Origin of the sequence: Citrobacter sp. RHBSTW-00570, assembly GCF_013739755.1 — a bacterium.
GTDB classification, from domain to species: Bacteria; Pseudomonadota; Gammaproteobacteria; order Enterobacterales; family Enterobacteriaceae; genus Citrobacter; species Citrobacter braakii.
This window is the reverse complement of record NZ_CP056399.1, coordinates 2,143,876-2,170,730: the sequence shown is the minus strand read 5'-3', so window position 1 is coordinate 2,170,730 and position 26,855 is coordinate 2,143,876. Positions and strand designations below refer to the sequence as shown.

Genomic DNA, 26,855 nt, shown 5'->3' with positions numbered 1-26,855 from the left:
CATTCAACCGGGTACGAATCATAGTACAGGACACATTGTGCCGACTGGCGGCCCAATAACCCTGCGGGATCCACAAAAGCGCAGCGCTCGGTATGCAGCGAGCGAACCCGTTCTGGCAACGTCACCGTAAAAATGGATAGTAAGTAAAGAGAACGATAGGTATCTGTAGGCCGGATAACGCGCAAGCCGTTATCGGTTAGAATGCCCGGCGGCGAGCGCCTGCCGGGCCAGCAAATAAAAACGCTACGGATCAGAACCCGAGGCTATCCAGCAGGTCGTCAACCTGATCCTGACTTGCCACCACGCCAGCTTTTGAGGTGTCAACCTGCGGGCCGTTAAGCAAGCTTTCGTTTTCACGTTTCGGACGAGCGCCCTGCTCTGGAATGTTTTCCAACAGAACCATCAGCAGCTGACGTTCAATCTCCTGGATAACATCCATCATGCGCTTGATGACCTGACCGGTGAGGTCCTGGAAATCCTGCGCCATCATGATGTCCAGCAGTTGAGCGTTAGTAAAGCTGGTATGCCCTGGCACATCACCCAGGAACTGGCGGGTATCGGTGACCAGTTCACGGGCGTCAGACAGCTCGATCGGATTTTCGAACCATTCATCCCAGCGTTTGGTCAGGTCTTTGGCCCCTTTTTCCATCGCGTCCTGGTGCGGCTGCGAAGCTTCCACACTGTTCAACGCGCGCTCTGCCGCCTGTGCGGTCATCTGCACAACGTAATCGAGACGATCGCGGGCATCGGGAATCGCTTCTGCCGCTTCGGCAATAGCCTGATCCAGCCCCAGTTCACGCAGGCTGTCGCGCAGCATTCGGGTCAAACTGCCGATGCGCGCGATGATGTCCCCGGCTGAATGTTCGTCAGCAGGTTTAATTTGTGGTTGCATCATCATTATCACACCCTCACATGCCCAGTTTCTCAAAGATTTTATTGAGTTTCTCTTCTAGCGTCGCCGCCGTGAACGGTTTCACGACATAACCACTGGCGCCAGCCTGTGCCGCCGCAATGATATTCTCTTTCTTCGCTTCTGCCGTAACCATCAGCACCGGCAGGGCCGACATTCCGCCATCAGCACGAATGGTTTTCAGCAGTTCCAGGCCATCCATGTTCGGCATATTCCAGTCGGAAATGACAAAACCAAATCCCCCAGCCTGCAGCTTATTCAGCGCGTCCACGCCGTCTTCGGCCTCTTCAACATTGTTGAAACCCAGTTCTTTGAGCAGGTTACGCACGATGCGACGCATGGTGGAAAAGTCATCCACAACCAAAAACTTAAGCTCTTTATCCGCCATAAAAAATAAACTCCTGATTCAAATACGTATTGCCTGTCCGGCACTGATTTTCGCCAGCATTTGCTGGCTTACCTGGCTAAGATCGACCACTTCGCTTACGCCACCCATATTGATGGCCTCGCGCGGCATGCCGAACACCACACAACTTGCTTCGTTTTGCGCAATGGTCCAGGCACCCGCCTGGTTCATCGCTAACATTCCGGCGGCGCCATCGTTGCCCATACCCGTCAGGATCACTCCCACGGCATTACGCCCCGCATGTTTGGCCACCGAATGGAACAGCACATCCACTGAAGGCCGATGCCGGTTAACCGGTGGACCATCATGAATTTTGATCTGGTAGTTCGCCCCGCTGCGCGCCAGTTCCATATGCTTGTCACCAGGGGCGATATACGCATGCCCTGGAAGCACGCGCTCCCCGTCCTCAGCCTCTTTCACGGTGATCTGACACAGTTTGTTCAGACGCTCGGCGAATGAGCGGGTAAATCCTGGCGGCATATGCTGGGTAATAAGAATACCGGGACTTGAAAGCGGCAATGGCTGGAGTACATGGCGAATTGCCTCTGTTCCTCCGGTTGAGGCGCCAATCGCCAGCAGTTTTTCAGAACTGAGTAACGGCCCCGCTTTCAAGGTCACCTGTGCCGTCATGGGTTTGTGGGCCGCCAGTTTTGCCCGCGACGCGGTGCGGATCTTCTCAGCGATCATTTCGCTGTAGGCCAACATCCCTTCACGGATCCCCAACTGTGGTTTGGTGACAAAATCAATCGCCCCCAACTCCAGCGCCCGCAGCGTGACCTCAGAACCTTTACCGGTCAGCGAAGAGACCATAACCACTGGCATCGGACGCAGACGCATCAGCTTCTCAAGAAAGTCGAGGCCGTCCATGCGCGGCATTTCCACATCCAGCGTCAGGACGTCGGGATTGAATTTTTTGATTAAATCCCGGGCAACCAACGGATCCGGCGCCGTCGCCACCATTTCCATATCACTGTGGCTGTTAATAATTTCGGTCATGATTTGACGCATCAGTGCAGAATCATCAACCGATAACACCCTGATTTTACTCATGCTTTATCCTTACCTGGCGCATGCGCATACACCGTCTGTCCACGCAAGCTAAACTCGCGCACGAGGTTGCTAAAGTTTTCTGAATGACCTGCAAACAGCAGCCCATCTGGTTTAAGAAGTGGAACAAAACGGTGCAAAATGTCCTGCTGCGTCGTTTTATCAAAATAGATCATCACGTTACGGCAAAATATGGCATCGAAGGGGCCTGGCACGTTGTACTGCTTATCCAGTAAATTCACGCTGGAAAATTCAACATGCCCCGCCAGTTCCTGCCGAACGCGTACCAGTCCTTCATGCGGTCCGGTGCCGCGCATGAAATAACGCTGTAGCTGCTGCGGTGACAGCGTCTTTAGCTCATCAAGGCGGTAGATGCCGCTTCTGGCTTTTTCCAGCACTTCGGTATCAATGTCGCTGGCAAAAACACGCCAGCGGCCCGGAGCCATACCTAAGGTATCGGCGAGCGTAATCGCAATGCTGTACGGCTCTTCTCCGGTTGACGCCGCCGCGCTCCAGACACGGTATTCACCGCTGCGCCGACGAGCATGATCTGACAGCACTGGAAAATGATGCCCTTCGCGAAAAAACGCGGTCAGATTGGTAGTCAGGGAGTTAATAAAAGCCTGCCACTCAGCACTGTTCTGGTTAGCTTCCAGCATGCTGAGATAGCGACCAAAGTCATCCAGTCCCAGGGTTCGTAGACGGCGGACCAGGCGGTTATAAACCATGTCCCGCTTATGGTCGGCCAGCACGATCCCCGCACGCTGGTAGATTAATTGACATATCCGACGAAAATGCGCGTCAGACAGCGCGAGGCGCTGGGTCATCTGTAACAATAATGACGTTTGCCCAGGGGGCAGAGATGATGTCATAGCGCCTTCTCAATCACATTCAGGATACAACGGGCACAACCTGCGGTTGCGCCAACTCTTGTTTTGCTACGGTTAGCTCTTCAAGTTTAAAAAATGCGACACAGGCAGAAAGATTATCGGCCTGCATGGCAAGTTGTCCGGTGGCGGATGCGGCTTCTTCCACCAGCCCGGCGTTTTGCTGCGTCACGGAGTCCATCTGGCTGACGGCCTGCGCCACCTGCTCGATGCCTCTGCGCTGTTCATCAGACGCAGAGGCAATCTCGCCCATGATGTCGTTAACCCGAGTAACCGAGCTGACAATTTCCGTCATGGTGCGCGCTGCCATATCAACCAACTGCGAGCCCTGATGCACTCGGGTGACAGACTCCTCAATGAGCCCCTTAATTTCTTTCGCCGCCTGTGCGCTACGGCTTGCCAGATTGCGCACTTCGCCCGCAACCACGGCAAAACCACGCCCCTGCTCACCCGCGCGAGCGGCCTCAACCGCGGCATTCAGCGCGAGGATATTGGTCTGAAAGGCAATGCTGTCAATCACGCCGATGATGTCGCCAATTTTCTGCGAGCTCGCGGAAATCTCATGCATGGTGCTGGCGACCCGGGACGTCTGTTCGCCGCCTTTATGCGCTGTATCTGCCGCACTTTTGGCAATTCCTGACGCCTGACGCGCGTTATCAGCATTATGTCCTACGGTTGCGGTCAGTTGTTCCATGCTGGCTGCCGTTTGCGCCAGCGCGGCCGCCTGCTGTTCAGTGCGCGAAGACAAATCGTTATTGCCCATCGCGATTTCTGAAATACCGCTATGCATGGCTGAGCTGCCCTGGCGTACTTCGCTTACCGTTTCACGCAGTGCCTGCTGCATCTTCTTCAGACTGGCAAAAATGGCTGATATCTCATTGCGCCCATAAACCGCTACCGGCCGGGCCAGATTACCCGCGGCAATGCTGTCGAAATGACTGCCCACGATCGCCAGCGGCTGGACAATCATCTTGCGCGACCAGTACAGCGCACCGCTGGTGAGCAGTGCCGCCAGTACCACCATGGTGGCGAAAATCACCCCCGACATATGGTAATTTCGCTGGCTCTGCTCTCCTGCCGTTTGCAACACGCGATCGATGTTGCTCTGCCACGCATTCACATTTGCATCAAAAGCATCCTGAGCAGCCTGCACCGGCGCGGTCAGAAAATCTGACAACTGATTGTTTTCAAGCCAGGTGGCCTGATGCGCGAGAGCGCTGTGCCACTGGCTGAAACTTTTCTCCGTTGCGCCAAACAGCGCCTTCCCTTGTGCCGTCGTATCCGATGTCGCCATAAAGCGTTTAAACATCAATTCAGACTGCGCCAGGCTATCACGTGCGAGGGTCATCAGCGTGTTGATATCCTCTGGCGGATAGCTCAGGGCGGTCAGCGTCCCTGCCTTATTAAGGGCCGTACTGGCCTGTAATAACACAGCGCGGGTTTGGGCCAGCGCAGCGCGTTGCTGATTACTTCGTTCGACCTGATTCAGGTTCTGAAAACCGTCCCGAAATGCCCAGAAGGACAAGCCATTACTGCCAATCTGCAAAACACCGCAGAGGATTAAAATCAAAAACAGCGTGGTCGAAATTCGAATACGATTAAACATCAACGCTCCCATTGGGCGGCACTGGCCGCGGTTTAACTATCAGTCAAAATGTTTCCCAATTCGTATCTTGTTCATTGTTCTGGCGCGGATAGGATGCGGCCGCCGTTGCAGGTAATCGTGTATCGCGCGGCTTAGCCGACGCCGGACGTGACGCAAGGCGGAAAGTCGACACCGACTGCGTCAGGCGGCTGGCCTGTTCTTCAAGAGCAGCGGCAGCGGCAGCCGATTCCTGTACCAACGAGGCGTTCTGCTGCGTAACGCGATCCATCTCGGATACCGCGAGCGCCACCTGATCAATCCCCCGGCTTTGCTCGTCGGAGGCCGAGGCAATCTCGCCCATAATGTCGGTCACCCGCGTTACGGCATTTACGATGTCGTTCATCGTTTCGCCTGCGCTTTCTACCAATACGGACCCGGTATCCACTCGGGAAACCGAATCCTCAATCAACGCTTTGATCTCTTTCGCCGCCTGCGCACTGCGACTTGCCAGATTACGCACTTCGCCCGCAACCACGGCAAAGCCACGGCCTTGTTCACCGGCACGCGCCGCTTCAACCGCCGCGTTCAGTGCGAGAATGTTGGTCTGGAAAGCAATACCATCAATAACGCTGATGATGTCGGCGATTTTCTTCGAGCTATCGGCGATTTCGTGCATGGTGTTCACCACGCTATCAACCACTTTGCCGCCATGCTGTGCGGTATCGGAGGCGCTTTTCGCCAGTTGCGAGGCCTGACGCGCGTTGTCCGCATTTTGCTTCACGGTTGCGGTCAACTGTTCCATGCTGGCTGCGGTCTCTTCCAGCGCAGAGGCCTGCTGTTCAGTACGAGATGAAAGGTCGGTGTTCCCGCTGGCAATTTCGCTGGTCCCGGAATAAATCGCATCAGAACCTTCACGCACCAGGGTGACGGTTTCCGTCAGCGAGCGCTGCATATGATCAACCGTACTGGCCAGCTCGCCGATTTCATTACGACCGCTGACGGCCAGGGTCGCGGTCAGGTTACCGCTGGCGATTTCCCGAATATGGGCAATGACGCGAGACAGAGGATTAAGCAGGGTATGGCGGATGCCGTACCACACCACCACCAGAATCAGCACCAGCACTACGGCCAGCACGCCAAGCTGCCATTGGGCGAAATGGTAATCCCGCGCGCTTTGATCGAATGCCTGAGCGTAAAGCTTTTCGCTAACGCTGGCGTACTTGCCCAGCGCCTCACCAAGCGCGTTTTGCATTCCCTGAGTCGGTTGCGCGAAATAGGCATCCATATTGCCGTTCTCCAGAAACTGAACCAGTTCTGTTAAGGCCGCATGGTACTGCTGATATTTCTCCTCAACGTTGCCGCTGGCTTCTGCCATCTCGGGTAACGGTGTGATGTTTTTAAATTTTGCGTAATGTGTTTCGGCCTGCGCCAACGATGCTTTCGCATTCTTCAGCAGATCGTTTTTCGCGCTGCTTTGCTGGTTGGACGCGTCCATCATCATGCGTGCAGAAGAACGGCTTAAATTGATACGTGTTTGCAGCATCAGATCCCATGTTGAGGTGAGTTCACTTTGCTGCTGTCGAAGATCGTTTGAAATAACAAAACTTTGCTGATTCTGCTGCAATGAAGAAAACAACAGACCACCGGAAACAAGCTGTAGCAGTGCGAAAACCCCCAGCACCATCATCAGCATTGTGACAACGCGGATACGGTTAAACATAAGGCACCTTCCTGAAAACGAGTTATCAACGTTATCGGCAGTCGCTGAGATAACTTTACGTTTGCGAAAAGGAAATCCTGAAGGGACGTGAAGCCTCGCGGAAGGAGGGGAAGACGGGTGTACGGCAACCACAAATCATTCACATAAAAACGTCACAATTATCATGTGAATAACATTCAAATTTATCTGTGGGCGCGGTCATATTGGATGAAATAGTCATTATTTCGTGACCAAGATCACAAATACATATCCTCTGCACCACAACAAAATGGATAAAAAATTAAAAAAAGTTGTATCAGCTGGCGCTTTAATTCAATTTATATGATGAATACTTAGTTACCAATTAATAAATATAAAAAATGAGTAACCGAACAATAAATGTTAAATCCTTACTGAGGGCTTTTTAGTGGCAAATGCAAACAAACTCACGTTGTTTATCGTGATCTTCATGCTGGCGGGGATCCTGTCAGGGGCGGTGATCCACTCTTATGCCGCCCCCGGCGTAGTGACCGCCTGGGCCGATAATATTACGCTTCTCACCGACATCTTTTTGCGCCTGATTAAAATGGTGATCGCACCTTTAGTATTCAGCACCCTGACCGTCGGTATTATGCGCCTGGGGGAAACGTCCACCATCGGGCGCGTAGGCGGCAAAGCGATGATCTGGTTTATCAGCTCTTCCATACTGTCTATTCTGGTCGGTCTGTTTGTGGTTTCTCTTGAGCAACCCGGAAGCGGCCTGAACCTGGCGATCCCGCTGGAAGCCACTGATACCGGCCTGGCCGTGAGCGGCATGAGCCTGAAAGGTTTCCTGACTCACACCATCCCAACCAGCATAGCCGGGGCGATGGCCAACAATGAGATCCTGCAAATTGTGGTGTTCTCGATGTTCTTCGGTATTGGTGGCGCATCCCTTGGTGAGAAATTCAATGCCCCGCTGGTTGCCGCGCTGGATGTGGTCTCCCACATTATGCTGAAGGTGACTGGCTACGTGATGTACGTTGCGCCGCTGGCCATTTTCGCCGCCATTTCCTCCGTTATCTCCACCCAGGGTCTGGGGATCCTGCTCAACTATGCGTCGTTCATCGGCGGCTACTATGTGGCTATTTTGCTGACCTGCCTGGTTCTGCTGGCGGTCGGTTATGTCATGCTGAAAAAAGAGGTTTTTCGTCTGGTAAGCATGCTGAAAGATCCGGTTCTGGTCGCATTTACTACCAGCAGCTCGGAAGCCGCCTATCCGAAAACGCTGGAGCAATTAACCAAATTTGGTTGCTCGCCTAACATCGTGTCATTTGTATTGCCTATCGGTTATTCATTTAACCTGGTCGGCTCGATGGTTTACTGTTCATTTGCCTCGATGTTTATCGCGCAGGCCTATAACATTCACCTCTCCTTTGCAGAAATCACCGTCCTGATGCTGACGCTGATGCTGGCGTCAAAAGGGATTGCCGGCGTGCCGCGTTCTGCGCTGGTGGTGCTGGCAGCAACCATTCCAAGCTTTAATATTCCGGTTGCCGGGATTCTGTTACTGATGGGTATTGACCACTTCCTGGATATGGGACGTTCAGCAATTAACGTATTAGGTAACGGGATTGCAACGGCGATGCTGGCACAAGATGAGGGTTTACTGGAAGAAGAACCGGAGCTGGTTGAGCGGGAAGCGTAAGGGGAAATCTGCCGGATGTGCTACGCGTATCCGGCCTACAACAGCAATCATTGTAGGCCGGATATGGTATAGCGGTTACGCGACGTGGCTGGCGGCAATATCCAGCAGCGCCATTTCTTCGCTATTGAGCAGCTTCTCAATGTTAACCAGGATCAGCATCCGGTCACCCAGAGCCCCCAGTCCCGTCAGGTATTCCGTCGACAGCGTTACGGCAAATTCCGGTGCCGGACGGATTTGATCCGTTGTCAGCGACAGCACATCCGAGACGCCATCGACCACAATTCCGACCACCCGCTGGCCCAGATTCAGCACAATCACCACGGTGTTTTCGTTGTAATCCACATCGCTCTGGCTAAACTTCACGCGCAGGTCAACAATCGGCACAATCACACCGCGCAGATTGGTGACACCTTTGATAAACGCAGGCGTGTTAGCAATACGCGTCACCTGATCGTACCCTCGGATTTCCTGCACTTTCAGGATATCGATACCGTACTCTTCATCCCCCAGCGTAAACACGAGGAATTCCTGACCTGACGGTTCGCCGGCCAGTTTAGTTACATTACTCATACCGGTCATATTATTCCCTTCTCACTCAATCAGGCGGCTGTGATCGCCACACGTTGTTCGCGGTTTAATCCCTGCAATGCAGAGACATCGACAATCAGCGCGACGCTGCCGTCGCCGAGGATCGTTGCTGCAGAAATACCTGGCACTTTGCGGTAGTTGCTTTCCAGGTTTTTGACGACCACCTGGTGTTGACCAATTAACTGATCGACCAGCAGCGCGTAGCGACGCCCTGCACTTTGCAAAATCACCACAATACCTTGAGTCGCTTCGGTTTTTGCACCTTCAACCTCAAAGACTTTCCACAGCTCAACCAGCGGTAAATATTCGCCACGCACTTCCAGCACGCGCTCTCCTCCGGCCAGCGGATGGAGATCTTCTTCGCGCGGTTGCAGTGATTCCATAACGGCATTCAGCGGCAGAATAAAGACTTCGTCAGCCACGCGCACGGACATGCCGTCGAGGATCGCCAGCGTCAGCGGCAGCAGAATTCGGATAGTCGTCCCCTGCCCCTGTTTGGACTGGATCTCAACATGGCCCCCCATCTCCTGGATATTTCGCTTCACCACATCCATACCCACGCCGCGGCCAGAGACATCCGTCACCTGTTCAGCGGTCGAGAAGCCCGGGGCGAAGATCAGCATACCGACTTCGTCATCGCTCATGTTTTCGTGGATCGGCATCCCCTGGGAGATAGCTTTGGCGAGGATTCGTTCACGGTTCAGACCGGCGCCATCATCGGTGACTTCAATACAGATATTCCCGCCCTGGTGCTCCGCGGAAAGCGTCAGATTACCGATTGGGCTTTTCCCGGCTTCAAGGCGTTTTTCCGGCAGTTCAATACCGTGATCGAGGCTGTTACGCACCAGGTGCGTCAACGGATCGATGATGCGTTCAATCAGGCTCTTGTCGAGTTCGGTTGAGCTTCCCACCTGTGTCAGTTCGACCTGTTTACCCAGCTTACCGGCCAGGTCGCGCACCAGACGCGGAAAACGGCTGAACACGTACTCCATGGGCATCATACGAATCGACATCACCGACTCTTGCAAGTCGCGGGCGTTACGTTGTAACTGACCCATACTGGTGATGAGATCGCCATGATTGACGGGATCCAGTTCGTTAGAACGTTGTGCCAGCATAGACTGGGTGATGACCAACTCACCGACCAGGTTAATGAGCTGATCGACCTTCTCAACCGCTACGCGGATGCTGGTCGACTCGCTGGCGCGGGCGGGTTTGTCGCGTTCCGCGCGTCCGTTTGGCGCTTCGCTGGCGGCGGCTTTCACCGCTGGCGCAACGGCAACCGGCTGCGGCTTCGCGACAACGGCTACCGTTTCTGCTTCAGCTTCAGCTTCAGTTTCAGTTTCAACGGCTACGGGCGCTGCGCTGACGGTTTCGAATTCAATCTGATCAGCTTCAATCACAAAGCACAGCACCGCGATGATGTCATCTTCCGCGAGGTTGCCATCAAGCGTTGCTGACAACGTGTCGCTCCCTTTCACCACATCGGTTAAGGTCGCCAGGTTCCCCAGCTCCTCTTCCAGTAAATCCACTTCATTGGCTTTCAGGCGCGTGAGAATAATGCGTTTCTTGCTCTCTTCACTTGCAGACTCAGGCTGTGCAACCGCCTCTTCCTGCATTGCAGCGCTGTCAACAACGCTCAGTTTTGCGGTGTTGACGACTGCCGGTGCGGTTTCACCTTTCGCTTCGAGCGCTAACTGTCGTAACGCATTACAAATGTACTCAAAGCTGGCGGCATCCGGCTCCTCTGAGTTTTTATAGGCGTCGAGCTGTTCCTGCATAATATCTTTCGTTTCCAAAAACAGGTTGATAATGTCGGCATTGAGCTGCATCTCGCCACGCCGCGCTTCATCCAGCAGGTTTTCCATCAGATGGGTCGTTTCCTGCAAAATGGTAAAGCCGAAGGTGCCCGCCCCGCCTTTTATCGAGTGCGCAGCACGAAAAATTGCATTCAGCTGTTCGGAATCCGGGGCTTCAGGAACCAAATCAAGCAGGTGTTGCTCCATGTCAGCCAACAGTTCGTCAGCTTCATCAAAAAATGTTTGATAAAAATCGCTTATATCCATGCTCACGCTATCACCTCGGATTGGCTGGTGGCGATGTGGGAACGCTTGCCGGCGGGAGTTCCGCTGGCTGTTGTAAGACACTTACCGGCTCATTCTGGCTTTCAGCGTTTTCATGCAAAATGGCCTCTTCCGCCTGCTTATTGAGAACCAGCAGGCTAATACGGCGGTTGATAGCGTCTTCAGGACCGCGATCGCTCAGACGCATCGTGGCGGCCATACCTACCACACGTAATACTTTTCCATCATCCAGACCGCCGCTAACCAGTTCGCGACGCGACGCGTTAGCGCGATCGGCGGACAACTCCCAGTTGCTATACCCTTTTTCACCATTGGCGTAAGGGTAATCATCCGTATGGCCGGAGAGGCTGATTCGATTAGGAATGCCGTTAAGCACTGGCGCTATGGCTCGCAGGATATCGCGCATATACGGTTCCACCTCAGCGCTACCGGTTTTAAACATCGGGCGATTCTGACTGTCGATAATCTGTATCCGCAGCCCTTCCTGAACTAAATCAATTTTCAAATGCGGGCGCAGCGCACGCAGTTTGGGGTCAGATTCAATCAACTGATCGAGATCGCCGCGAAGTTTGCTCAAGCGGCTTTGTTCCATGCGTTTTCTCAGATCATCGATATTCGGCTGCTTGTTCACCTCTCCCTGCTGCTGGGTGTAATCATCCCCGCCGCCTGGAATTGGACTTTGGCTATTCGAAATACGATTTCCCCCGGTTACCGCAGTAGCCAGCGGCGTACGGAAATATTCGGCAATCTGGATCAATTCTTTAGGGCTAGAGATGGAAATGAGCCACATCACCAGAAAGAAGGCCATCATCGCGGTCATAAAATCGGCGTAGGCGATTTTCCACGAACCATGCGCCCCACCACCGTGACCTTTATGCTTGCGTCGCTTTACAACGATAATGGGATGGGCCTGATTTTTCATGCGTCCTCAGTCGTCTGCTGCGCAGTTGGATTTCTCACCGCACGAACATGCTCTTCCAGTTCGATAAACGATGGACGTTCGCTGGAATACAGAGTCTTACGACCAAATTCGACGGCAATTGGCGGCGCGTAACCATTCAGATTGGAGAGCAGAGTTATCTTCACACACTGCATCATTTTGGTGGTTTCAGCGCTTTTCTGGCGCAGAACGCTGGCAAGCGGAGAAATAAATCCATAGGCCAGTAAAATACCGAGGAATGTCCCTACCATGGCATGTGCAATCAGCGAACCCAGTTCAGCCGCCGGACGATCGGCAGAAGCCAGCGCATGGACAACCCCCATGACCGCCGCCACGATCCCGAACGCCGGTAATGAATCCCCCACCATCGCCAGACTGTTGGCCGGGACTTCGGCCTCACTTTCGTGCGTCTCAATCTCTTCATCCATCAGCGCTTCAATTTCAAACGTGTTCATGTTGCCGCTGATGATCAGACGCAGATAATCGACAATGAAATCAAGCATCACGGCATCAGCAAGAATGCGCGGATAGCTGGCGAAAATTTCACTCTCTTTGGGGTTTTCGATATCGCGTTCAAGCGAGAACATGCCCTGTTGACGTGACTTGGCCATCAGGCGATACAACAGCGCCAGCAGATCCATATACATCGCTTTGGTGTATTTTGAACGACGAAAAAGCATCGGGATTGCTTTCATCGTCCCCTTAATGGCTTTCCCGTTATTGCCGACGATGAATGCCCCAATACCCGCGCCACCGATAATCACCAGCTCAGCCGGTTGATAGAGTGCCCCAAGGTGTCCGCCGGTCATCATGTAACCGCCGAAAACTGTACCAATAACAACCAGGTAACCTAATAAGATAAGCACGACATCATCCTTTCGCAATTGACTATGACAGGATGCGCAGTCGGGCAGTTAACTCGAGGTCAGGACAAAAAAAAGCAGCGGTAATCGCTTACCGCTGCTGGAGTGTTTGTCCACACCGTATCAGTTAAACAGCCTGTTCGATCTGTTCATCCAGCAGTTGTGGAATAATATCGGCAGCATTCTGGGAAAGTTTACGTCTTTTTACGGCGCGTGATGGCGGTTGGCATAAACTGCAGGCAAAGCTGCCTGCGGGTTGGTGAGCGTGGGTAATAAAATTCCCACCGCAGCAATTGCATCGGGACAACTCCAGCAATCCGCTGTCGACAAAACGCACCAACGTCCATGCGCGAGTTAACGCCAGCAGTGGCCCTTCTTCTGGCTGCGGGCACTGCTCAAGATATAAACGATACGCTTTGATCACGGCATCCACGCCGCTGCACAAACCAGTTTTGAGCAGGAATTGCCATGCGTTGCAAAACATCGAAGCATGAATATTTTGTTCCCACGTCATAAACCAGTCGGTGGAGAAAGGCAGCATCCCTTTTGGCGGAGGGCTGCCGCGTAATTCTTTATACAGCTTGATAAGTCGGCCACGGCTTAATTGCGTTTCGCTTTCCAGCATTTGCAAACGGGCGCCCAATGTGATTAATTCCATTGCTAGCTGGATATCACGCGCTTCCTGAACAATGCTTTTTTCGCTCATCATCAAGCCCTTTTCTTGCGTGCTGCTTCATCGATGTCGCTTAACAGTCGCGTTGAAAGCATGATACCGGTATGAATTTGCTGAAGATCGTCAACGCGGGAGTCTTGCGTCAGGCGAGTAACGGTCTGGTGATCGTCGAAACGGAAATGACAGACCAGTTGGTTTGTTTCAGCCAGTTTGACCATTTGTGGAAGTGTTAATGTTGCCAACGTGTCCGCCATTTCTTCGCTGATACCAAGGCGAAACATCGCAGATGCTTTGTCCTGAACGATCAAACGCTGTGCAAGCAATAAATATGACAAATTGATGTCATAGATGTGTTTCAGCAACTCGGATGTATGCATTATTTGCATCCATAATAACCAACATTGTTTTCATGCGGTGAAACCGCACCCCGTGATGTCGCCGGGAAGGCCCGGTAAAAAAAAGCAAAAGGTCAAATACATAGCAGCGTGACGGCACTTACGCGTTGTCTAAACATTCCCTTTTCAGAAAGCCGCGCCCCTTACAAGCTCACATCAATTCTTACAAATGTCTAAGATTTTTCCTAATTCGACGCAACTCTACCCGCCGCCCGTTACACATACAACGTAGCTATGCTGCGAATTTGAAGAATATGTGACATAGATCACATAAACCAGCTAAACACTTAACATAAATCCATCAGCACAGCTTTTACTTTGCTTATTTTTTAATCTCAAATTCGCCATTTCAATTCCTGACATACGAATATTCTTGCAATAAAAGCGAATAGTATTTTGTTCACAAACGTTAATATCACCTTGTGAAATAGCGAGCTTGATCACATATTTAATGTAAAACACTATTTTAATTAAATCCTTTATAAACAATGACTTAAATATTAAGGGTGATTAATTAATACCGGGTAGTGATAACCCGTTAAATGTTAACTTATGTTAATTTTTAATTAACACATTGTTTTCATTAGCGGTGAGTTTTACTTAAGTAAGCTGAACGTATTTACAACTTATATGACGCAATTATTCTATTTATAAGAATAATTAATGAATAACCATGATGACATTCACACTATCCAGGAAGGAAACGTTGCAGTATGGAGTAAGCTGAGCAATGCTGAGAAACCCTCTCATAATTCTTGAAAAAAGGAGCGAGTTATGAGCTATACACACATTCTTGTGGCCGTTGCCGCCACCCCTGAAAGCCAGCAGTTGTTAGCCAAGGCGGTTTCAATCGCTCGCCCTGTCAACGCTCGTATTAGCCTGATAACCCTAGTCTCAGACCCTGAACTGTATAATCAGTTTGCAGCACCTATGCTGGAGGACCTGCGTGAAGTGATGCAAGAGGAGACTCAGGATTTTATCGACAAGCTCAGCAAAGAAGCACAGTACCCCATTGAGCATACCTTTATTACCTATGGGGCACTGAATGAACATATTCTGGATGTATGCCGTAAACACGCGGTCGATCTGGTCATTTATGGCAACCATAACCACAGCTTCTTTTCGCGCGCGTCCTGCTCAGCAAAAAGCGTGATCGGTGCCAGCCACGTGGATGTTCTGCTGGTTCCACTGGCTGGAGATTGACCTGCGTTTACTGAGCGTTACGCCAGTTTAGTGCAGGGAGAAACGTTGTCTGGCAATGGCTGTTTACTCTGACGTGGGATGACTTTTTCCAGATCGCAAATGAACCTCGCCTGCCAGTTGTCGATATCGTTTTTAATGATAGTTTCGAGCATCTCAGCGTGGCGGGAGATACGCTCAGCAAGCGGCATCGTCAGAGCCTGGTTTAATGCGCCAGCCACTTCGTCGCGGTCATAAGGATTAACAATAAGCGCGGCAGTTAGCTCATTCGCGGCCCCGGCAAATTGCGATAACACCAGCACGCCGGGGTTGGCAGGATCCTGCGCGGCCACGAATTCTTTCGCGACCAGGTTCATACCATCTCGCAGAGGCGTCACCAGCCCTACATCAGAGTAGCGGAAGATTTTCATCAGCAATTTACGATCAAAGTACTGGTTCAGATAATAGAGCGGCGTCCAGCCCAACTGCCCATATTTACCGTTAATCCTCCCCGCTTCAGTCTCCAGTTGGTGCCGAATATCCTGGTAGGCCTGCACCTCTTCACGCGAAGTTGGCGCTATCTGGGTGTAGCGAATTTTACCATGGTGCTGCGGATAGTGTTCCAGCAGAGCCTCATAGGCCTGAAAGCGCTCCGGCAAACCTTTAGAATAATCCAGACGCTCAACGGAGAAGATATTCTGCACATTTTTAAGTTCTGCTTTCAGTTGCGCCAGCTTCGGCGGCAAAGGGCCGGAAGCCTGACGGGCGATCTCATCCGGCTCAATACCGATGGGATAGACCTGGGTACGAAACGCTTTTCCCCATGCACGGTGGTGCTGCTCGCTCTGAGTGGTTACCTGAGTCTGGGCTGCCAGACAATCCAGAAAAGCCTGACGATCGTTCTCGGTCTGGAAACCGAGTAAATCAAAATCACACATCTGCTCAAGTAGCATCTGATGTGGGGGTAAGGCATTAAAGATTTCCGGCGTCGGAAAAGGGATGTGCAGGAAAAAACCGATACGGTTATTCACGCCGCGTTTACGCAGCTCGCTGGCAAACGGCAACAGATGGTAATCATGAACCCAGATTATGTCGTCATCGCTGAGCAGCGGCAGCAGTTTATCTACCTGCAAGGCATTCACCCGCTGATAGCCCTCCCATGCAGGACGCTGAAACTGCACCAAATCGAGGCGATAATGAAATGCAGGCCATAAAACCGCATTAGAAAACTGGCAGTAATACTCTTCGTAATCCTGTTCACTCAAATTAAACGAAGCCCAGGTAATATTGCCACGCGTGACTTTTTTTAATGGTTTGTCCTCATTACCCGTGTCCCCACTCCAGCCAAACCACAGGCCACCAGCAGCCTTCAACGCGCCCAGCACACCGACGGCAAGCCCACCTGCGCTTCCTTTGTCATCGGGTGAGGCGATACGATTAGATACTACGACTAAACGACTCATAGCCACCTCTTCTGTTATTCGTTGCTTTCGATTCTTGCTGCGAAGAGTTAATTTGTTCCAGCCAGTGCCAGACATCACTCACGCCATCCAGACGCCATGTCGCCTGCGTCGCTCCATTCCCCACCTTCACGGAAATGCCCCCAGCGCGATTAACCACGCCAAATCCTGTTTCGTCCGTCAAATCGTCACCAAAAAAAACGGGGATCCGTCCGGCAAAAGGTGCTTCCTGCATAAATGCAGCAATTGCGTCGCCTTTGTTCGTACCCTTTGGTTTTATCTCCACAACGCATTTTCCGTGCTGTAAAGCCAACTGCGGCCATCTGTGCGTGATGCGCTCAGCCAGATTAATTAGCGCCGCTTCATGTTCCGTGGCCTGGCGATAGTGCAGTGCGAACGCCATCCCTTTTGCTTCAAGCGTTGTACCCGGCATCGTCGCCAATGCGGCACTTAATAGCTCTCCTGCTTCGCGCTCTATTGCCGCAGCCAGGCGCACTATATGAGTTTGGCCATTGATGTCACGGCGCTCTGCCCCATGCACTCCGGCGAGCGGAAAACGAAAGGGAGTGGTAAGCGCGTCAAGCTCGACCATCGAGCGCCCTGAAATCAATGCCAGCGCACCCGCATTATGCGTCGCCAACTGATGTAATAACTGCAGGATTGTCTGAGGGACAACGACCTGGTCTGGATAAGGTTTGATCTCAGCCAGCGTCCCATCGAGATCAAAAAAATAAGCACAGCTTGCAGATTGTTCAGGGGGTAAGATCAGTGATGCTGTCACCCGGTTATCCTCCTCATCATGGTCTGTACGCCGCGCGGATCGCGCCGTATATATGATGTATGACGGATATAAGTATAGACAGTGTGACCATGCTCGCCATTTGGAAAAACAATCGCCAGCCGGGTAGCGGCTGGCGATGAGCTAAAGCTAGACTAAAAAGTTGGGGTTAAAATCATCAAACAGTACGCTTCGCTTTTTGCTTGTAACGGTCGAAGATCACCGCCGCCAGCAGGATCAGACCACGTACGACATACTGTGCGAACGGAGAGATGTTCAGCAGGTTCATTGCATTCTCAACCGTACCCAGAATCAACACCCCGGCCACCACATATGAGATTTTTCCGATGCCGCCTTTAAGCGAAACGCCCCCTAACACGCACGCGGAAATCACGATCAGCTCATAGCCGATTGAGGTCATTGGCTGGCCGCTGGTCATACGTGATGCGAGGATAATCCCGGCGATGGCGGATACCAGCCCGGACAGAATAAAGATAATAATTTTGGTACGAACGACCGGAACCCCAGCCAGACGTGCCGCCTCTTCATTCCCCCCAATGGCCAGCGTGTTACGACCAAACGTGGTTTTATTGAGCAGTAAGCCAAAAACGATGAAACAGACGACCGTGATCCAGATAGGTGCCGGCAGACCAAACCAGTTGGCGTAGCCGAGAGTGAAGAAGCGCTCGTCTTCAATCCCTACCGCCTTACCGTCGGAAATAATGTAGGCCAGACCACGCACAATCTGCATCGTCGCAAGGGTCGTGATTAGGGCGTTAATTTTCAGCCGCGCAATCACGAACCCATTCACCAGACCACATAGAATACCGAGCAGTAGCCCGGCAGCCACGCCAATCCACAGGCTTTCGGTCATATTAATGACCACGGCTGTAGTAACCCCGGCGCAGGCAATCACGGAGGCAACGGACAGGTCGAAGTCACCGGATGCCAGGCAAAACAGCATCCCACACGCGACCATACCCGACATCGATACCGCCAGCCCCAGCCCCTTCATGTTGATGAAAGTGGCAAAGTTAGGCACAAAGAGGGAACAAACCAGGAACAGCGCGGCGAACACGACCAGCATCCCGTATTGATCCCAAATGCGACCAAGATTTAGCGCCGACTTTGCAGCACCTGAACCCGATGTTGAAACGGAAGACATCATTCTCTCCTTATTCAGGCTACAGCCTGGCTAACTTTTGGCATAGCAAGGCTTAACGCCTGGCGTTCATCCGCCTGTTCATGAAGTAACTCACCGGCAATTTCACCTTCTCTCATCACCACGATACGGTCGGCGACACCGAGCACTTCTGGCAGATCGCTGGAAGCAAACAGCACGGCCACGCCGCGCGCCGCGAGGGCATAAATCACGTTATAAATTTCATGCTTGGCGCCCACATCAATACCGCGTGTAGGTTCGTCCAGCAAAATCACTTTCATCTCTTCCGATAACCAACGGCCGAGAATAGCCTTCTGTTGATTACCGCCGGAGAGGTTCATAATCAGTTGCTCCGCGCCCGGCGTTTTAATATTGAGTGAGCGAATATGGTGATCGGCATTGGTCTCTTCCCAGCCGTTGTTGATCACGCATCCGCCCAGAACATGTTTACGACGGGCACTGATGTTGATGTTGTTACGCACCGAATGGACCGGAATGATCCCTTCAGCCTTGCGATCTTCCGGGCACAGCATCATCCCCGCTTCAATGGCGTGGCTCGGTTTACGGATATCAATAGGCTGTTCATCGATAAACACCTGGCCTGCCGTGATACGCGTGCCGCCAAACAGACCTTTCATTAATTCGCTACGTCCGGCGCCCACCAGTCCAAACAATCCGACAATTTCACCACTGCGCACCGATAAACTGATCGGGGTACGCACGCCAGGGGCTTTGACTTCATGCAAACGCAGGCGCTCTGCACCATAAGGTCTGGATTTCCAGCCATAAATATCACCGAGGTCGCGCCCGACCATCGCCTGCACCAGCGCGTCGTGATCGACCTGCTGCATATCCGTGAACGTTTTGACGTAATGACCATCTTTAAACACGGTGATGGCATCGCTAAGGGCAAAGATCTCCTCCATACGGTGCGAAACGTACAGGATGATGCGCCCTTCGTTGCGTAGCTCACGGATGACGCGAAACAGATTCTCAATCTCGCGCGCTGAAAGGGAGCTGGTCGGTTCATCAAACGCGATAATTTTGGCGTTGCGCGCCAGCGCTTTCGCAATCTCCACCATTTGCCATTGACCAATGGAGAGGTATTTCAACGGCGTATCGGGATCGATATCCATGCCCAGATGCTTAAGCTGGAGACCCGCTTCATAGTTCAGCAGCGAGCGGTTCACAATCCCGCCTTTGTGCGGCATCTGCCCTAAATAAATATTCTCGGCAACGGTCATTTCCGGGACGAGATGCAGCTCCTGGTAAATAATGGCAACACCGGCGTTCAGCGCGGCATTGGTGTCCGCAAACGAAACCTCTTGTCCACGGATCGCCAAAGATCCCGTCGTTGGCGCATAGTTGCCGCTGAGAATTTTTAATAGTGTTGATTTCCCGGCGCCATTTTCGCCCATCAGCGCATGCACCTGACCGGCATAGCAGTCGAAACTGATATCCGTGAGCGCTTTAACGCCGGGGAACGTTTTGCCAATGCCGCGAAATGAGAGATACGGGGTAGACTGTTGCATAACGTCTCCGTGAGTCAGATCTTTATGCCGGATAGCGGCTTTGCCTTATCCGGCCTACTGAGTACGCAATTCGTAGGCCGGATAAGACGCGTTGGCGTCGCATCCGGCATTTGTGTTATTTACCGCCTAAGCCTTTCTTCGCCAGTTCTTCTTTAAAGTTATCGCGGGTAATCAGCACCACATCCGTCACTTCAGTAAACGCCGGTGGCTCTGCACCTTTCGTTACCCAGTTGTAGAGCATCTCACTTGATTTGTAGCCGTGAACGTCCGGGCTTGGCAGGAGTGAACCGTAGAACCCGGTCGCTTCGCCTTTGGAGAGTTCGCTCACGGCATCAACGCCGTTGATGCCGATACCAATCACATTCGGCGCTTTGAAGCCCTGCCCTTCGGTCGCACGTACGCCGCCCAGCACGGTGTTGTCGTTCATGCCAACAATCAGCCAGTGTTTGACTTCAGGGTGCTGAACCAGCATGGAGTTAGCGGCATCGAATGCCCCGGGGATATCATTCGATTTTGTGGGGACCTGGTAGATCTGTTTTTCCGGGAAGCCTGCGGCTTTAAGCGCTTCCATTGAACCCGATGTACGGCGACGCGCGGTATCGAGTTCATTCGCGGTAATGGCCATTACGGCTGTGGATTTCACATCCCAACCGCGCTTTTGCATCTCCTTATACAGCTCCTGGCCCTGGCGCTCACCAATTTTGGTTGCAGCCATCATCACCAGCGGCACGGTATCCATCGGCTTACCTTTGGCGTTAGCAAACTGGTCGTCGACGGCAATGACTTTCATATCGTAGCCACGCGCCTTGGCCATAATGGCAGGCCCGAGTTTGGGGTCCGGCGTACAAATCACAAACCCTTTTGCGCCACTTGCAGCCAGGCTGTCGATGGCGTTAAGGGTCTTCTCACCATCCGGGACGGCAATTTTAATCACCTCAAAGCCAAGGTCTTTACCGGCTTTATCGGCAAATTTCCATTCAGTCTGGAACCACGGTTCTTCCGGTTGTTTGACCAGGAAACCGAGCTTCATGGATTCAGCGATAGCGGATTGTGACATAATGGCAGCCAGACCGATGGCAGCCAGCGCTTTAGTGAATTTGTGCATGGTTAACTCCAGCTTTAACGTTCTTTTATGTAGGGTAAAATCAGACGATTTTTTGTAATTCGGACGTAAAACAAGGCATTACCTTTTAGTGATAAGATCAATGCCAGTGCTGAGAGTAGTTTTAGCGGGAAATTGATTCTCCATAAGAGAGCGGCATCACACCACAGAATTACAGTAATTGCGTACATAAATTCAGCGGGAAATGACATAAAAAAACGCGGTTTTGTCGACGGGGAAAAAGAGGGGTAGCAGATTAATCCATAACATCAGCCAACGAATCCTTGTTCCCGAATACCGAAGCATTCGGGAACATGATTACCATCGGTAATAAATGTGGTCAGCGTGATCGCGAACCGGAATGTCATCTCCCAGCAGGCGCGCCGCAAGCGTCAATGCAAAATCGAAAATATGCCCTAACCCTTTGCCGCTAATCAGATTGCCATCTTCAACAACCGGCGCATCGATATATTCCCCGTCCGTGACGTTTTGCCACAGATCTCCTGAGCAAACATAGCGACGCCCCTTCAGCAGACTATTGCCGCCCAACACGCGCGCGGCCGCAGAACATACCGGGCAAATGAGCTTTCCTGCCTGATCATGACGGGATACAAACTGGATGACCGCCTCACTGGCGGCAAGATTAACGCTGCCCTGCGGCCCGCCTGGCAATACGACGGCATCGTAGAGATATGTCTGGCGCGTGGCCAGCGTGCTATCCATCACCATCGGTACGTCATGATAACTCACCACCGCACGTGACTCTGCGCAGGCCAGGGTTTCGACTTCGATATTCAAGCGACGCAGAATATCAAGGGTAACAATCGCCTCCGCCTCTTCAAAACCGGGTGCCAGCAGCACCGCAACCTTCTTCATATGTAACTCCTTGCTTAATCCACATAAACGAAACAATTAATGACGACCAGTGCAGACTGTTAAATTTCTCAATTTGATTAAAACTGATCTGGCGCAAAAAATTAGCCATCAGATAATTTGTACTAATCCATCCCGATCGTGAAATTGCCTTTCAACTTGGGCAGATAATCATCAGATGCCAGACAATACCTTATTGTGGAATTTAATTTTGTGATATGAAACACCATTTCATTATCATAAAAATCATTTAATAACATAAATTTCAACCTCTTACATTCATGTCATCTATATGCCAAAACAGCAGAAGCATGAATACTGTTATGACAATATGTAAAAAAACATAAATACGCAGATTTAAGGATTTTCTTATACCAGGGCAAGCGTTATGCTGAATCTCGATCGGAGCGAATATAATTCGTGATCACTAAAGGACCGGCGGAACGGATTTATTCTGCTAACAGCTTTAATTGTACGTAGAGGTGAAGTGCAGCGGCAGCCCGCTGTACTGGCGTGAGTAACGTACATCCCCCTTTCTGGAAATAAGGATATTGATATGGCTGCAGTTGGAATTGTTCATAAACTCAATACACAAATGAATCTCGAGTTCTACGCCTCGAATCTTTACCTGCATCTCAGCGAATGGTGCTACGAGCATAGCCTGACAGGTACAGCCACGTTTTTACGCACGCAGGCGCAAGGTAACGTGACTCAAATGATGCGTATGTTCAATTTTATGAAAAGTGCCGGGGCTAATCCCATCGTCAAGGCCATGGATGTGCCGGGTGATGAACTGAGTTCCCTTGAAGAATTGTTTCAGAAAACGTTGGATGAATATCAGCAGCGTTCGAGTAAGCTCTCGCGTTTAACCAATGAAGCTGAAGCATTAAACGATGCGCCAACCATTGATTTTCTTCACGATCTGGAAAAAGAGCAGCAGCAGGATGGCGTGCTGTTACAGACGATTCTTGATGAAGTCCGCAGCGCCAAACGCGCGGGGTTGTGCATGGCGCAAACCGATAAGCACTTGCTCAACGTCGTTAACTACCAGCATCACTAATCTTCAGTTTTCATCGCGTTAATGCCGGATAGCGATGCTGCGCACCTTATCCGGTCAACCTCTGATTTTCCCTGGCACGCGCCTCCCATTCTGCGAGGCGCAAAAAAACCTTTCTAAAACCTGAAACAACGGTTTATTTTAGTGGGATTCATTCTGCGGCGTGAATTTCAACTCGATCAAGGCAACCGCTTTTTGTATTGCGCGCATAGTGACCGGATCGGCCCCTGCAGGATGGCTGGAAAAATCGATGTTTTTCAGTTGGCTGGACATTTTTTCCCGAACTTCTACCGGGGCAATAACATCAAGAACATCAAGAATTTGCTTGATAACCAGCTGACAGGCAACAACGTCCGAGAGCAGTTCCTGATCGGCATTCAATGTTTGGGACATAGTGAGCTCCTTATAGAAAGGTCGTCATAGTACCTATTCAGCGATCGAAACGATAGCCGCGCACACATTACAAATGCGCTGAAAATAAAAAAGGTCCAGTCAGTTTCTTTTGAGATGGCAAGCACAACATGAGTGAACAGTTAGCGGTTGAGAACCAACGCGGTCTTTCCCCGGCAGCATTACTTGTTGCCGGGGCTTTCTTTATGGAATTTATTGACGGCACGGTGATTGCCACAGCCCTACCCGACATGGCCAAAAGCTTTGGCGTACAGGCGGTAGACCTGAACATTGGTATCAGCGCCTACTTGATCACCCTCGCGGTGCTTATCCCCGCCAGCGGCTGGATTGCGGATCGCTTCGGCGCCCGAAAAGTGTTTACCCTGGCGCTGGCGATTTTTACTCTCGCTTCGGTTTTATGCGGTTTGTCCGAAAGCCTTGAGAGCTTTGTAGCAATGCGAATTTTACAGGGTGTAGGTGGCGCGCTAATGGTTCCTGTTGGCCGTCTCGCGGTACTGCGCACCACGCCTAAACATCAGTTGATCACCGCTATTGCGACCCTGACCTGGCCCGCATTAGTCGCGCCTATCATCGGGCCACCGCTTGGAGGATTCATTACCAGCTATGCTAACTGGCGTTGGATCTTCTTTATTAACGTACCGCTGGGAGTTTTGGCGATCGCGCTGGCGCTACGTTTTATCCCGGATATTCATGACGACGAGCGCCGTCCATTTGATATAGCGGGTTTTATCGCGACCTCTGTTGCGATGGTTAGCCTGGTGTATGCCATGGAGTTACTGGGAACCCAGCAGCCGCAGGGCTGGCTAACCGCCGGGCTGCTGGCGCTAGGAACCGTGACCTTTCTGTTTGCCCTGCATCATTTTCGTCGCACTACCTGGCCGATGATTCGTCTTGATGCCATGAGCGTCCCTACTTTTCGCGTCACCCTGTACGGCGGGTCACTATTTCGTGCATCTATTAGCGCTGTACCATTTCTGCTGCCGTTAATGTTCCAGGTCGGTTTTGGCATGAACGCTTTTCACGCGGGTTCGCTGGTTCTGGCGGTGTTTGTGGGCAATCTGACGATAAAACCTGCCACCACGCCGTTGATACGCTGGCTGGGCTTTAAGAAACTGCTGTTAATCAACGGTGCGCTAAACGTCCTGGCGCTGTTGGCCTGTGCATTAATTACGCCGCAGACCCCGGTGTGGGTTATTTTGTTGGTGTTGTATCTGGGCGGCGTGTTCCGCTCAATTCAGTTTACCGGCATCAGCACGCTTGCCTTTGCAGACGTCCCCGGACCACAAATGAGCTACGCCAATACGCTGTTCAGTACGGCAACACAATTAGCGGTAGGCTTGGGCATTTCGTTGGCCGCTATCGGGATCCGTATCGGCGATGAGGTGAGTGAATGGCTGGCGTTAGGCAATATTCCGGGGATCAGTTTCCGGCTGGCCTTTGTCGCTATTGCGATTATTTGTCTGGTAGGTATGGTTGATACGCTGCGGCTTGCCCATGATGCTGGAAGCGCGGTTTCTAACAAGAGCAAATAGCCCGGCAGGCGAACACCGCCGGGCCAACAGGATTTAGCCAACTATCTCGCGTACAAACGCTTCGATCGCTTTGTCCTGGCAGTTTTCAAAAAAGCACTGCTGGAAGCGCGGGCCAGATACGGCGGTTTTTACCAGTTCAGGATCGATAGCGCGCAGAGTGTCCAGATAGTTTTCTTTTACCACCGCCGCTTTCACCTGGTTCAGAATACCCGCGTTACGCACCTGCGGCTCTTTACGCTCTGGTGGATACCCTTCGCCGTTACGACCAGTGAATGCTTTTTCAAACATATAGCGCACATTCAGCTCAGCACCCCAGCCAAAACCTTTGGCGAATGCCAGAGAAAGCGCATTCCCGTTGTTGATCTGAGAGAACAAGAATGCGTCTGCCGGATCGAGACAGTAACCACACACCACGCCCGGATGAATATTCAGTGACATCATTGCCCCTTGACCCGTACCGCAACCCGTAACCACAAAATCCACGGCTTTGGAATTGAGCAGGATGCTGGCCATAATCCCTAAATGGATGTAGGTCAGATGATGGTCATTTTCGTCGCTCATCCCGACGTTATACACTGGAAAACCTTTCTCATCCGCAACGGCTTTAAGCTCGTTATGAATGATGGCATTTTTGCTTGCCTGGCTGTTTTCCATCATCAATGCAATTTTCATTCTGTAATCTCCTGAATGCGCTGCGGAGGCCCGCTGAAAGTCATAACATTCAGGCCACATTACTATTTTGCAAACTCACTTTCAAATTTAATGAAATTTTGTTTTATAAAATAATGAGGTGCTCACATTTTTTCTGAGACAGCTCAGAATAGCCTCAATAAAATGACGTCGTTGCGATTAATCGCAGGTGATCTTCGGGCTATTCAAGCCATTGATGCGCCACCACATATGCCATGATAGCCTATCTCCGAACTTTCAGAGCGATCACATGAAGACCTTTATCCTTGCCCTTTTGCCGCTCGTGCTGACAGGATGCACTATTACTAAACAGGCGCAGGTCAGCGAAGCCAGTGCCATCACCGGCGTCGTTCGCCTGACCTACAACCAGGCCATGCTACAAACGGCGCGTACTGATGACTACGTTACCCAAGGTACAGCCACCAAAGAGTGTCAGCGCCTGGGTTATGCCAACGCCATGGCGTTTGGTCAGCCGGTGTCAACCTGTAGCGTATATGCCGGTTCTCTGTGCTTAAATACCAAAATCACGCTCGCCTGGCAGTGTCACGGCGTTGCGGTATCCCAGTCGCCTGCCTTCAATTATTAATATTTTCGACCAGCACATTATTGCTGGTCTTCTGCCTTTTCATTATTTATATTCTCCGCTTAATAGCGTTAATGCGTTTTATTCCCATTCGCATTTTTAATAAATAAATTTATTATTTTACCTTTTGCAAATAATTAAATAACAAATTATAGTGACGCCACGCTAATATATAATAACGTTTGTGGAGCACAACCATGCTGAAAACAGAAATGATCGACCAACTGAATGAGCAAATGAACCTTGAATTATATTCATCTCTGCTCTACCAACAGATGAGCGCGTGGTGCAGCTATCACAGCTTTGAAGGCGCCGCCGCGTTCCTGCGCCGTCACGCCCAGGAAGAGATGACGCATATGCAGCGTCTGTTTGACTACCTGACCGATACTGGCAGCTTGCCGTGTATTAACACCGTTCCTTCCCCCTTTGCTGAATATGCGTCTCTGGACGAACTGTTCCGTGTTACTTATGAACACGAGCAGTTGATCACCCAGAAAATTAATGAGCTGGCACACGCGGCAATGACCCACCAGGATTATCCGACGTTTAATTTCCTGCAATGGTATGTTGCCGAGCAGCATGAAGAAGAAAAATTATTTAAATCTGTCATTGATAAGTTATCGCTGGCAGGGAAAAGTGGCGAAGGTCTTTATTTCATCGATAAAGAACTGGCTACGCTTGATACACAGAATTAATGTTGTGGGGTAATGAAGGCAACCCGCCATCATTACC

Annotated in this window: 26 protein-coding genes; 6 read left to right on the top strand and 20 right to left on the bottom strand. The window is 51.4% G+C overall.

Features of this window, described 5'->3' with window-relative positions; genetic code table 11:
- Positions 1-250: 250 nt before the first annotated feature.
- Genes cheZ through tar form a run of 6 tightly spaced genes read right to left on the bottom strand, consistent with a single transcriptional unit; the run spans position 251 to position 6,555 of the window.
- Positions 251-895, bottom strand: coding sequence for a protein phosphatase CheZ (cheZ, locus tag HV237_RS10300; RefSeq protein WP_029139578.1), 645 nt, complete (start codon positions 893-895; stop codon positions 251-253).
- Positions 896-908: 13 nt separating this feature from the next.
- The gene (cheY, locus tag HV237_RS10295) at positions 909-1,298 is read right to left on the bottom strand and encodes a chemotaxis response regulator CheY (protein ID WP_016153434.1); all 390 of its coding nucleotides are present in this window, start codon (positions 1,296-1,298) and stop codon (positions 909-911) included.
- A gap of 18 nt (positions 1,299-1,316) precedes the next feature.
- A complete protein-coding gene (locus HV237_RS10290; RefSeq protein WP_016153435.1) occupies positions 1,317-2,366 on the bottom strand; it encodes a chemotaxis response regulator protein-glutamate methylesterase in 1,050 nt (349 codons plus the stop codon).
- Entirely contained in the window at positions 2,363-3,235 is an 873-nt protein-coding gene (gene cheR / locus HV237_RS10285; protein ID WP_016153436.1) for a protein-glutamate O-methyltransferase CheR, read from the bottom strand. The genes HV237_RS10290 and cheR overlap by 4 nt, the downstream gene beginning before the upstream one ends.
- A gap of 19 nt (positions 3,236-3,254) precedes the next feature.
- Entirely contained in the window at positions 3,255-4,856 is a 1,602-nt protein-coding gene (tap, locus tag HV237_RS10280) for a methyl-accepting chemotaxis protein IV (RefSeq protein ID WP_065554700.1), read from the bottom strand.
- A gap of 43 nt (positions 4,857-4,899) precedes the next feature.
- A complete protein-coding gene (gene tar / locus HV237_RS10275; protein ID WP_047358308.1) occupies positions 4,900-6,555 on the bottom strand; it encodes a methyl-accepting chemotaxis protein II in 1,656 nt (551 codons plus the stop codon).
- A gap of 406 nt (positions 6,556-6,961) precedes the next feature.
- On the opposite strand from tar, the gene HV237_RS10270 reads away from it, so the two are divergent.
- Entirely contained in the window at positions 6,962-8,221 is a 1,260-nt protein-coding gene (locus tag HV237_RS10270; RefSeq protein ID WP_047358309.1) for a dicarboxylate/amino acid:cation symporter, read from the top strand.
- 75 nt (positions 8,222-8,296) lie between these two features.
- Here HV237_RS10270 and cheW read toward each other — a convergent pair whose 3' ends face one another.
- The 6 genes from cheW to flhD all read right to left on the bottom strand — a co-directional run bounded on the left by cheW (position 8,297) and on the right by flhD (position 13,746).
- A complete protein-coding gene (gene cheW, locus HV237_RS10265) occupies positions 8,297-8,800 on the bottom strand; it encodes a chemotaxis protein CheW (protein ID WP_003034638.1) in 504 nt (167 codons plus the stop codon).
- Positions 8,801-8,820: 20 nt separating this feature from the next.
- Positions 8,821-10,881: a chemotaxis protein CheA gene (gene cheA / locus HV237_RS10260; RefSeq protein WP_047358310.1), complete on the bottom strand. Its 2,061-nt coding sequence runs from the start codon at positions 10,879-10,881 to the stop codon at positions 8,821-8,823.
- Between the two features lie 4 nt (positions 10,882-10,885).
- Entirely contained in the window at positions 10,886-11,815 is a 930-nt protein-coding gene (motB, locus tag HV237_RS10255) for a flagellar motor protein MotB (protein ID WP_016153441.1), read from the bottom strand.
- Complete coding sequence (gene motA / locus HV237_RS10250) at positions 11,812-12,699, bottom strand: flagellar motor stator protein MotA (protein ID WP_016153442.1); 888 nt, start codon at positions 12,697-12,699, stop codon at positions 11,812-11,814. Before motA ends, motB begins: the two co-directional genes overlap by 4 nt.
- A gap of 124 nt (positions 12,700-12,823) precedes the next feature.
- Positions 12,824-13,408, bottom strand: coding sequence for a flagellar transcriptional regulator FlhC (gene flhC, locus HV237_RS10245; protein ID WP_085951062.1), 585 nt, complete (start codon positions 13,406-13,408; stop codon positions 12,824-12,826).
- On the bottom strand, positions 13,405-13,746 hold the full coding sequence (flhD, locus tag HV237_RS10240; RefSeq protein WP_016153444.1) for a flagellar transcriptional regulator FlhD: 342 nt from the start codon (positions 13,744-13,746) through the stop codon (positions 13,405-13,407). Before flhD ends, flhC begins: the two co-directional genes overlap by 4 nt.
- A gap of 792 nt (positions 13,747-14,538) precedes the next feature.
- On the opposite strand from flhD, the gene uspC reads away from it, so the two are divergent.
- Positions 14,539-14,967 (top strand): universal stress protein UspC, encoded by a 429-nt coding sequence (gene uspC / locus HV237_RS10235; protein WP_016153445.1) that lies wholly within the window; start codon positions 14,539-14,541, stop codon positions 14,965-14,967.
- 17 nt (positions 14,968-14,984) lie between these two features.
- Here the strand turns inward: uspC and otsA are convergent, their stop codons facing one another.
- From otsA to HV237_RS10205, 6 genes are all read right to left on the bottom strand, one after another.
- On the bottom strand, positions 14,985-16,406 hold the full coding sequence (otsA, locus tag HV237_RS10230) for an alpha,alpha-trehalose-phosphate synthase (protein WP_181541816.1): 1,422 nt from the start codon (positions 16,404-16,406) through the stop codon (positions 14,985-14,987).
- Entirely contained in the window at positions 16,381-17,184 is an 804-nt protein-coding gene (otsB, locus tag HV237_RS10225) for a trehalose-phosphatase (RefSeq protein WP_047358312.1), read from the bottom strand. The genes otsA and otsB overlap by 26 nt, the downstream gene beginning before the upstream one ends.
- 175 nt (positions 17,185-17,359) lie before the next feature.
- Complete coding sequence (gene araH, locus HV237_RS10220) at positions 17,360-18,346, bottom strand: L-arabinose ABC transporter permease AraH (protein WP_016153448.1); 987 nt, start codon at positions 18,344-18,346, stop codon at positions 17,360-17,362.
- Between the two features lie 14 nt (positions 18,347-18,360).
- Complete coding sequence (araG, locus tag HV237_RS10215) at positions 18,361-19,875, bottom strand: arabinose ABC transporter ATP-binding protein AraG (RefSeq protein WP_019077050.1); 1,515 nt, start codon at positions 19,873-19,875, stop codon at positions 18,361-18,363.
- Positions 19,876-19,990: 115 nt separating this feature from the next.
- Positions 19,991-20,980 carry an arabinose ABC transporter substrate-binding protein gene (locus HV237_RS10210; protein ID WP_003034602.1) on the bottom strand — a complete coding sequence of 330 codons (990 nt, stop codon included), beginning with the start codon at positions 20,978-20,980 and terminating at the stop codon, positions 19,991-19,993.
- Positions 20,981-21,295: 315 nt separating this feature from the next.
- Positions 21,296-21,853 carry a DJ-1/PfpI family protein gene (locus HV237_RS10205; RefSeq protein ID WP_047358313.1) on the bottom strand — a complete coding sequence of 186 codons (558 nt, stop codon included), beginning with the start codon at positions 21,851-21,853 and terminating at the stop codon, positions 21,296-21,298.
- A 553-nt stretch (positions 21,854-22,406) separates the two neighbouring features.
- On the opposite strand from HV237_RS10205, the gene HV237_RS10200 reads away from it, so the two are divergent.
- Positions 22,407-22,910 (top strand): non-heme ferritin-like protein, encoded by a 504-nt coding sequence (locus HV237_RS10200; protein ID WP_016153451.1) that lies wholly within the window; start codon positions 22,407-22,409, stop codon positions 22,908-22,910.
- Between the two features lie 138 nt (positions 22,911-23,048).
- Here HV237_RS10200 and HV237_RS10195 read toward each other — a convergent pair whose 3' ends face one another.
- Positions 23,049-23,300 (bottom strand): DUF2766 family protein, encoded by a 252-nt coding sequence (locus HV237_RS10195; RefSeq protein WP_016153452.1) that lies wholly within the window; start codon positions 23,298-23,300, stop codon positions 23,049-23,051.
- 128 nt (positions 23,301-23,428) lie between these two features.
- On the opposite strand from HV237_RS10195, the gene HV237_RS10190 reads away from it, so the two are divergent.
- Positions 23,429-24,850 carry an MFS transporter gene (locus HV237_RS10190; RefSeq protein ID WP_047358314.1) on the top strand — a complete coding sequence of 474 codons (1,422 nt, stop codon included), beginning with the start codon at positions 23,429-23,431 and terminating at the stop codon, positions 24,848-24,850.
- Positions 24,851-24,883: 33 nt separating this feature from the next.
- Here the strand turns inward: HV237_RS10190 and HV237_RS10185 are convergent, their stop codons facing one another.
- The gene (locus HV237_RS10185; protein ID WP_016153454.1) at positions 24,884-25,522 is read right to left on the bottom strand and encodes an RpiB/LacA/LacB family sugar-phosphate isomerase; all 639 of its coding nucleotides are present in this window, start codon (positions 25,520-25,522) and stop codon (positions 24,884-24,886) included.
- Positions 25,523-25,790: 268 nt separating this feature from the next.
- Here HV237_RS10185 and HV237_RS10180 point away from each other — a divergent pair, with 268 nt between their 5' ends.
- Together HV237_RS10180 and ftnA are read left to right on the top strand one after the other, a co-directional pair.
- Positions 25,791-26,126 (top strand): YecR-like lipofamily protein, encoded by a 336-nt coding sequence (locus HV237_RS10180; RefSeq protein ID WP_016153455.1) that lies wholly within the window; start codon positions 25,791-25,793, stop codon positions 26,124-26,126.
- Positions 26,127-26,320: 194 nt separating this feature from the next.
- Positions 26,321-26,818, top strand: coding sequence for a non-heme ferritin (ftnA, locus tag HV237_RS10175; protein WP_016153456.1), 498 nt, complete (start codon positions 26,321-26,323; stop codon positions 26,816-26,818).
- Positions 26,819-26,855: the final 37 nt, after the last annotated feature.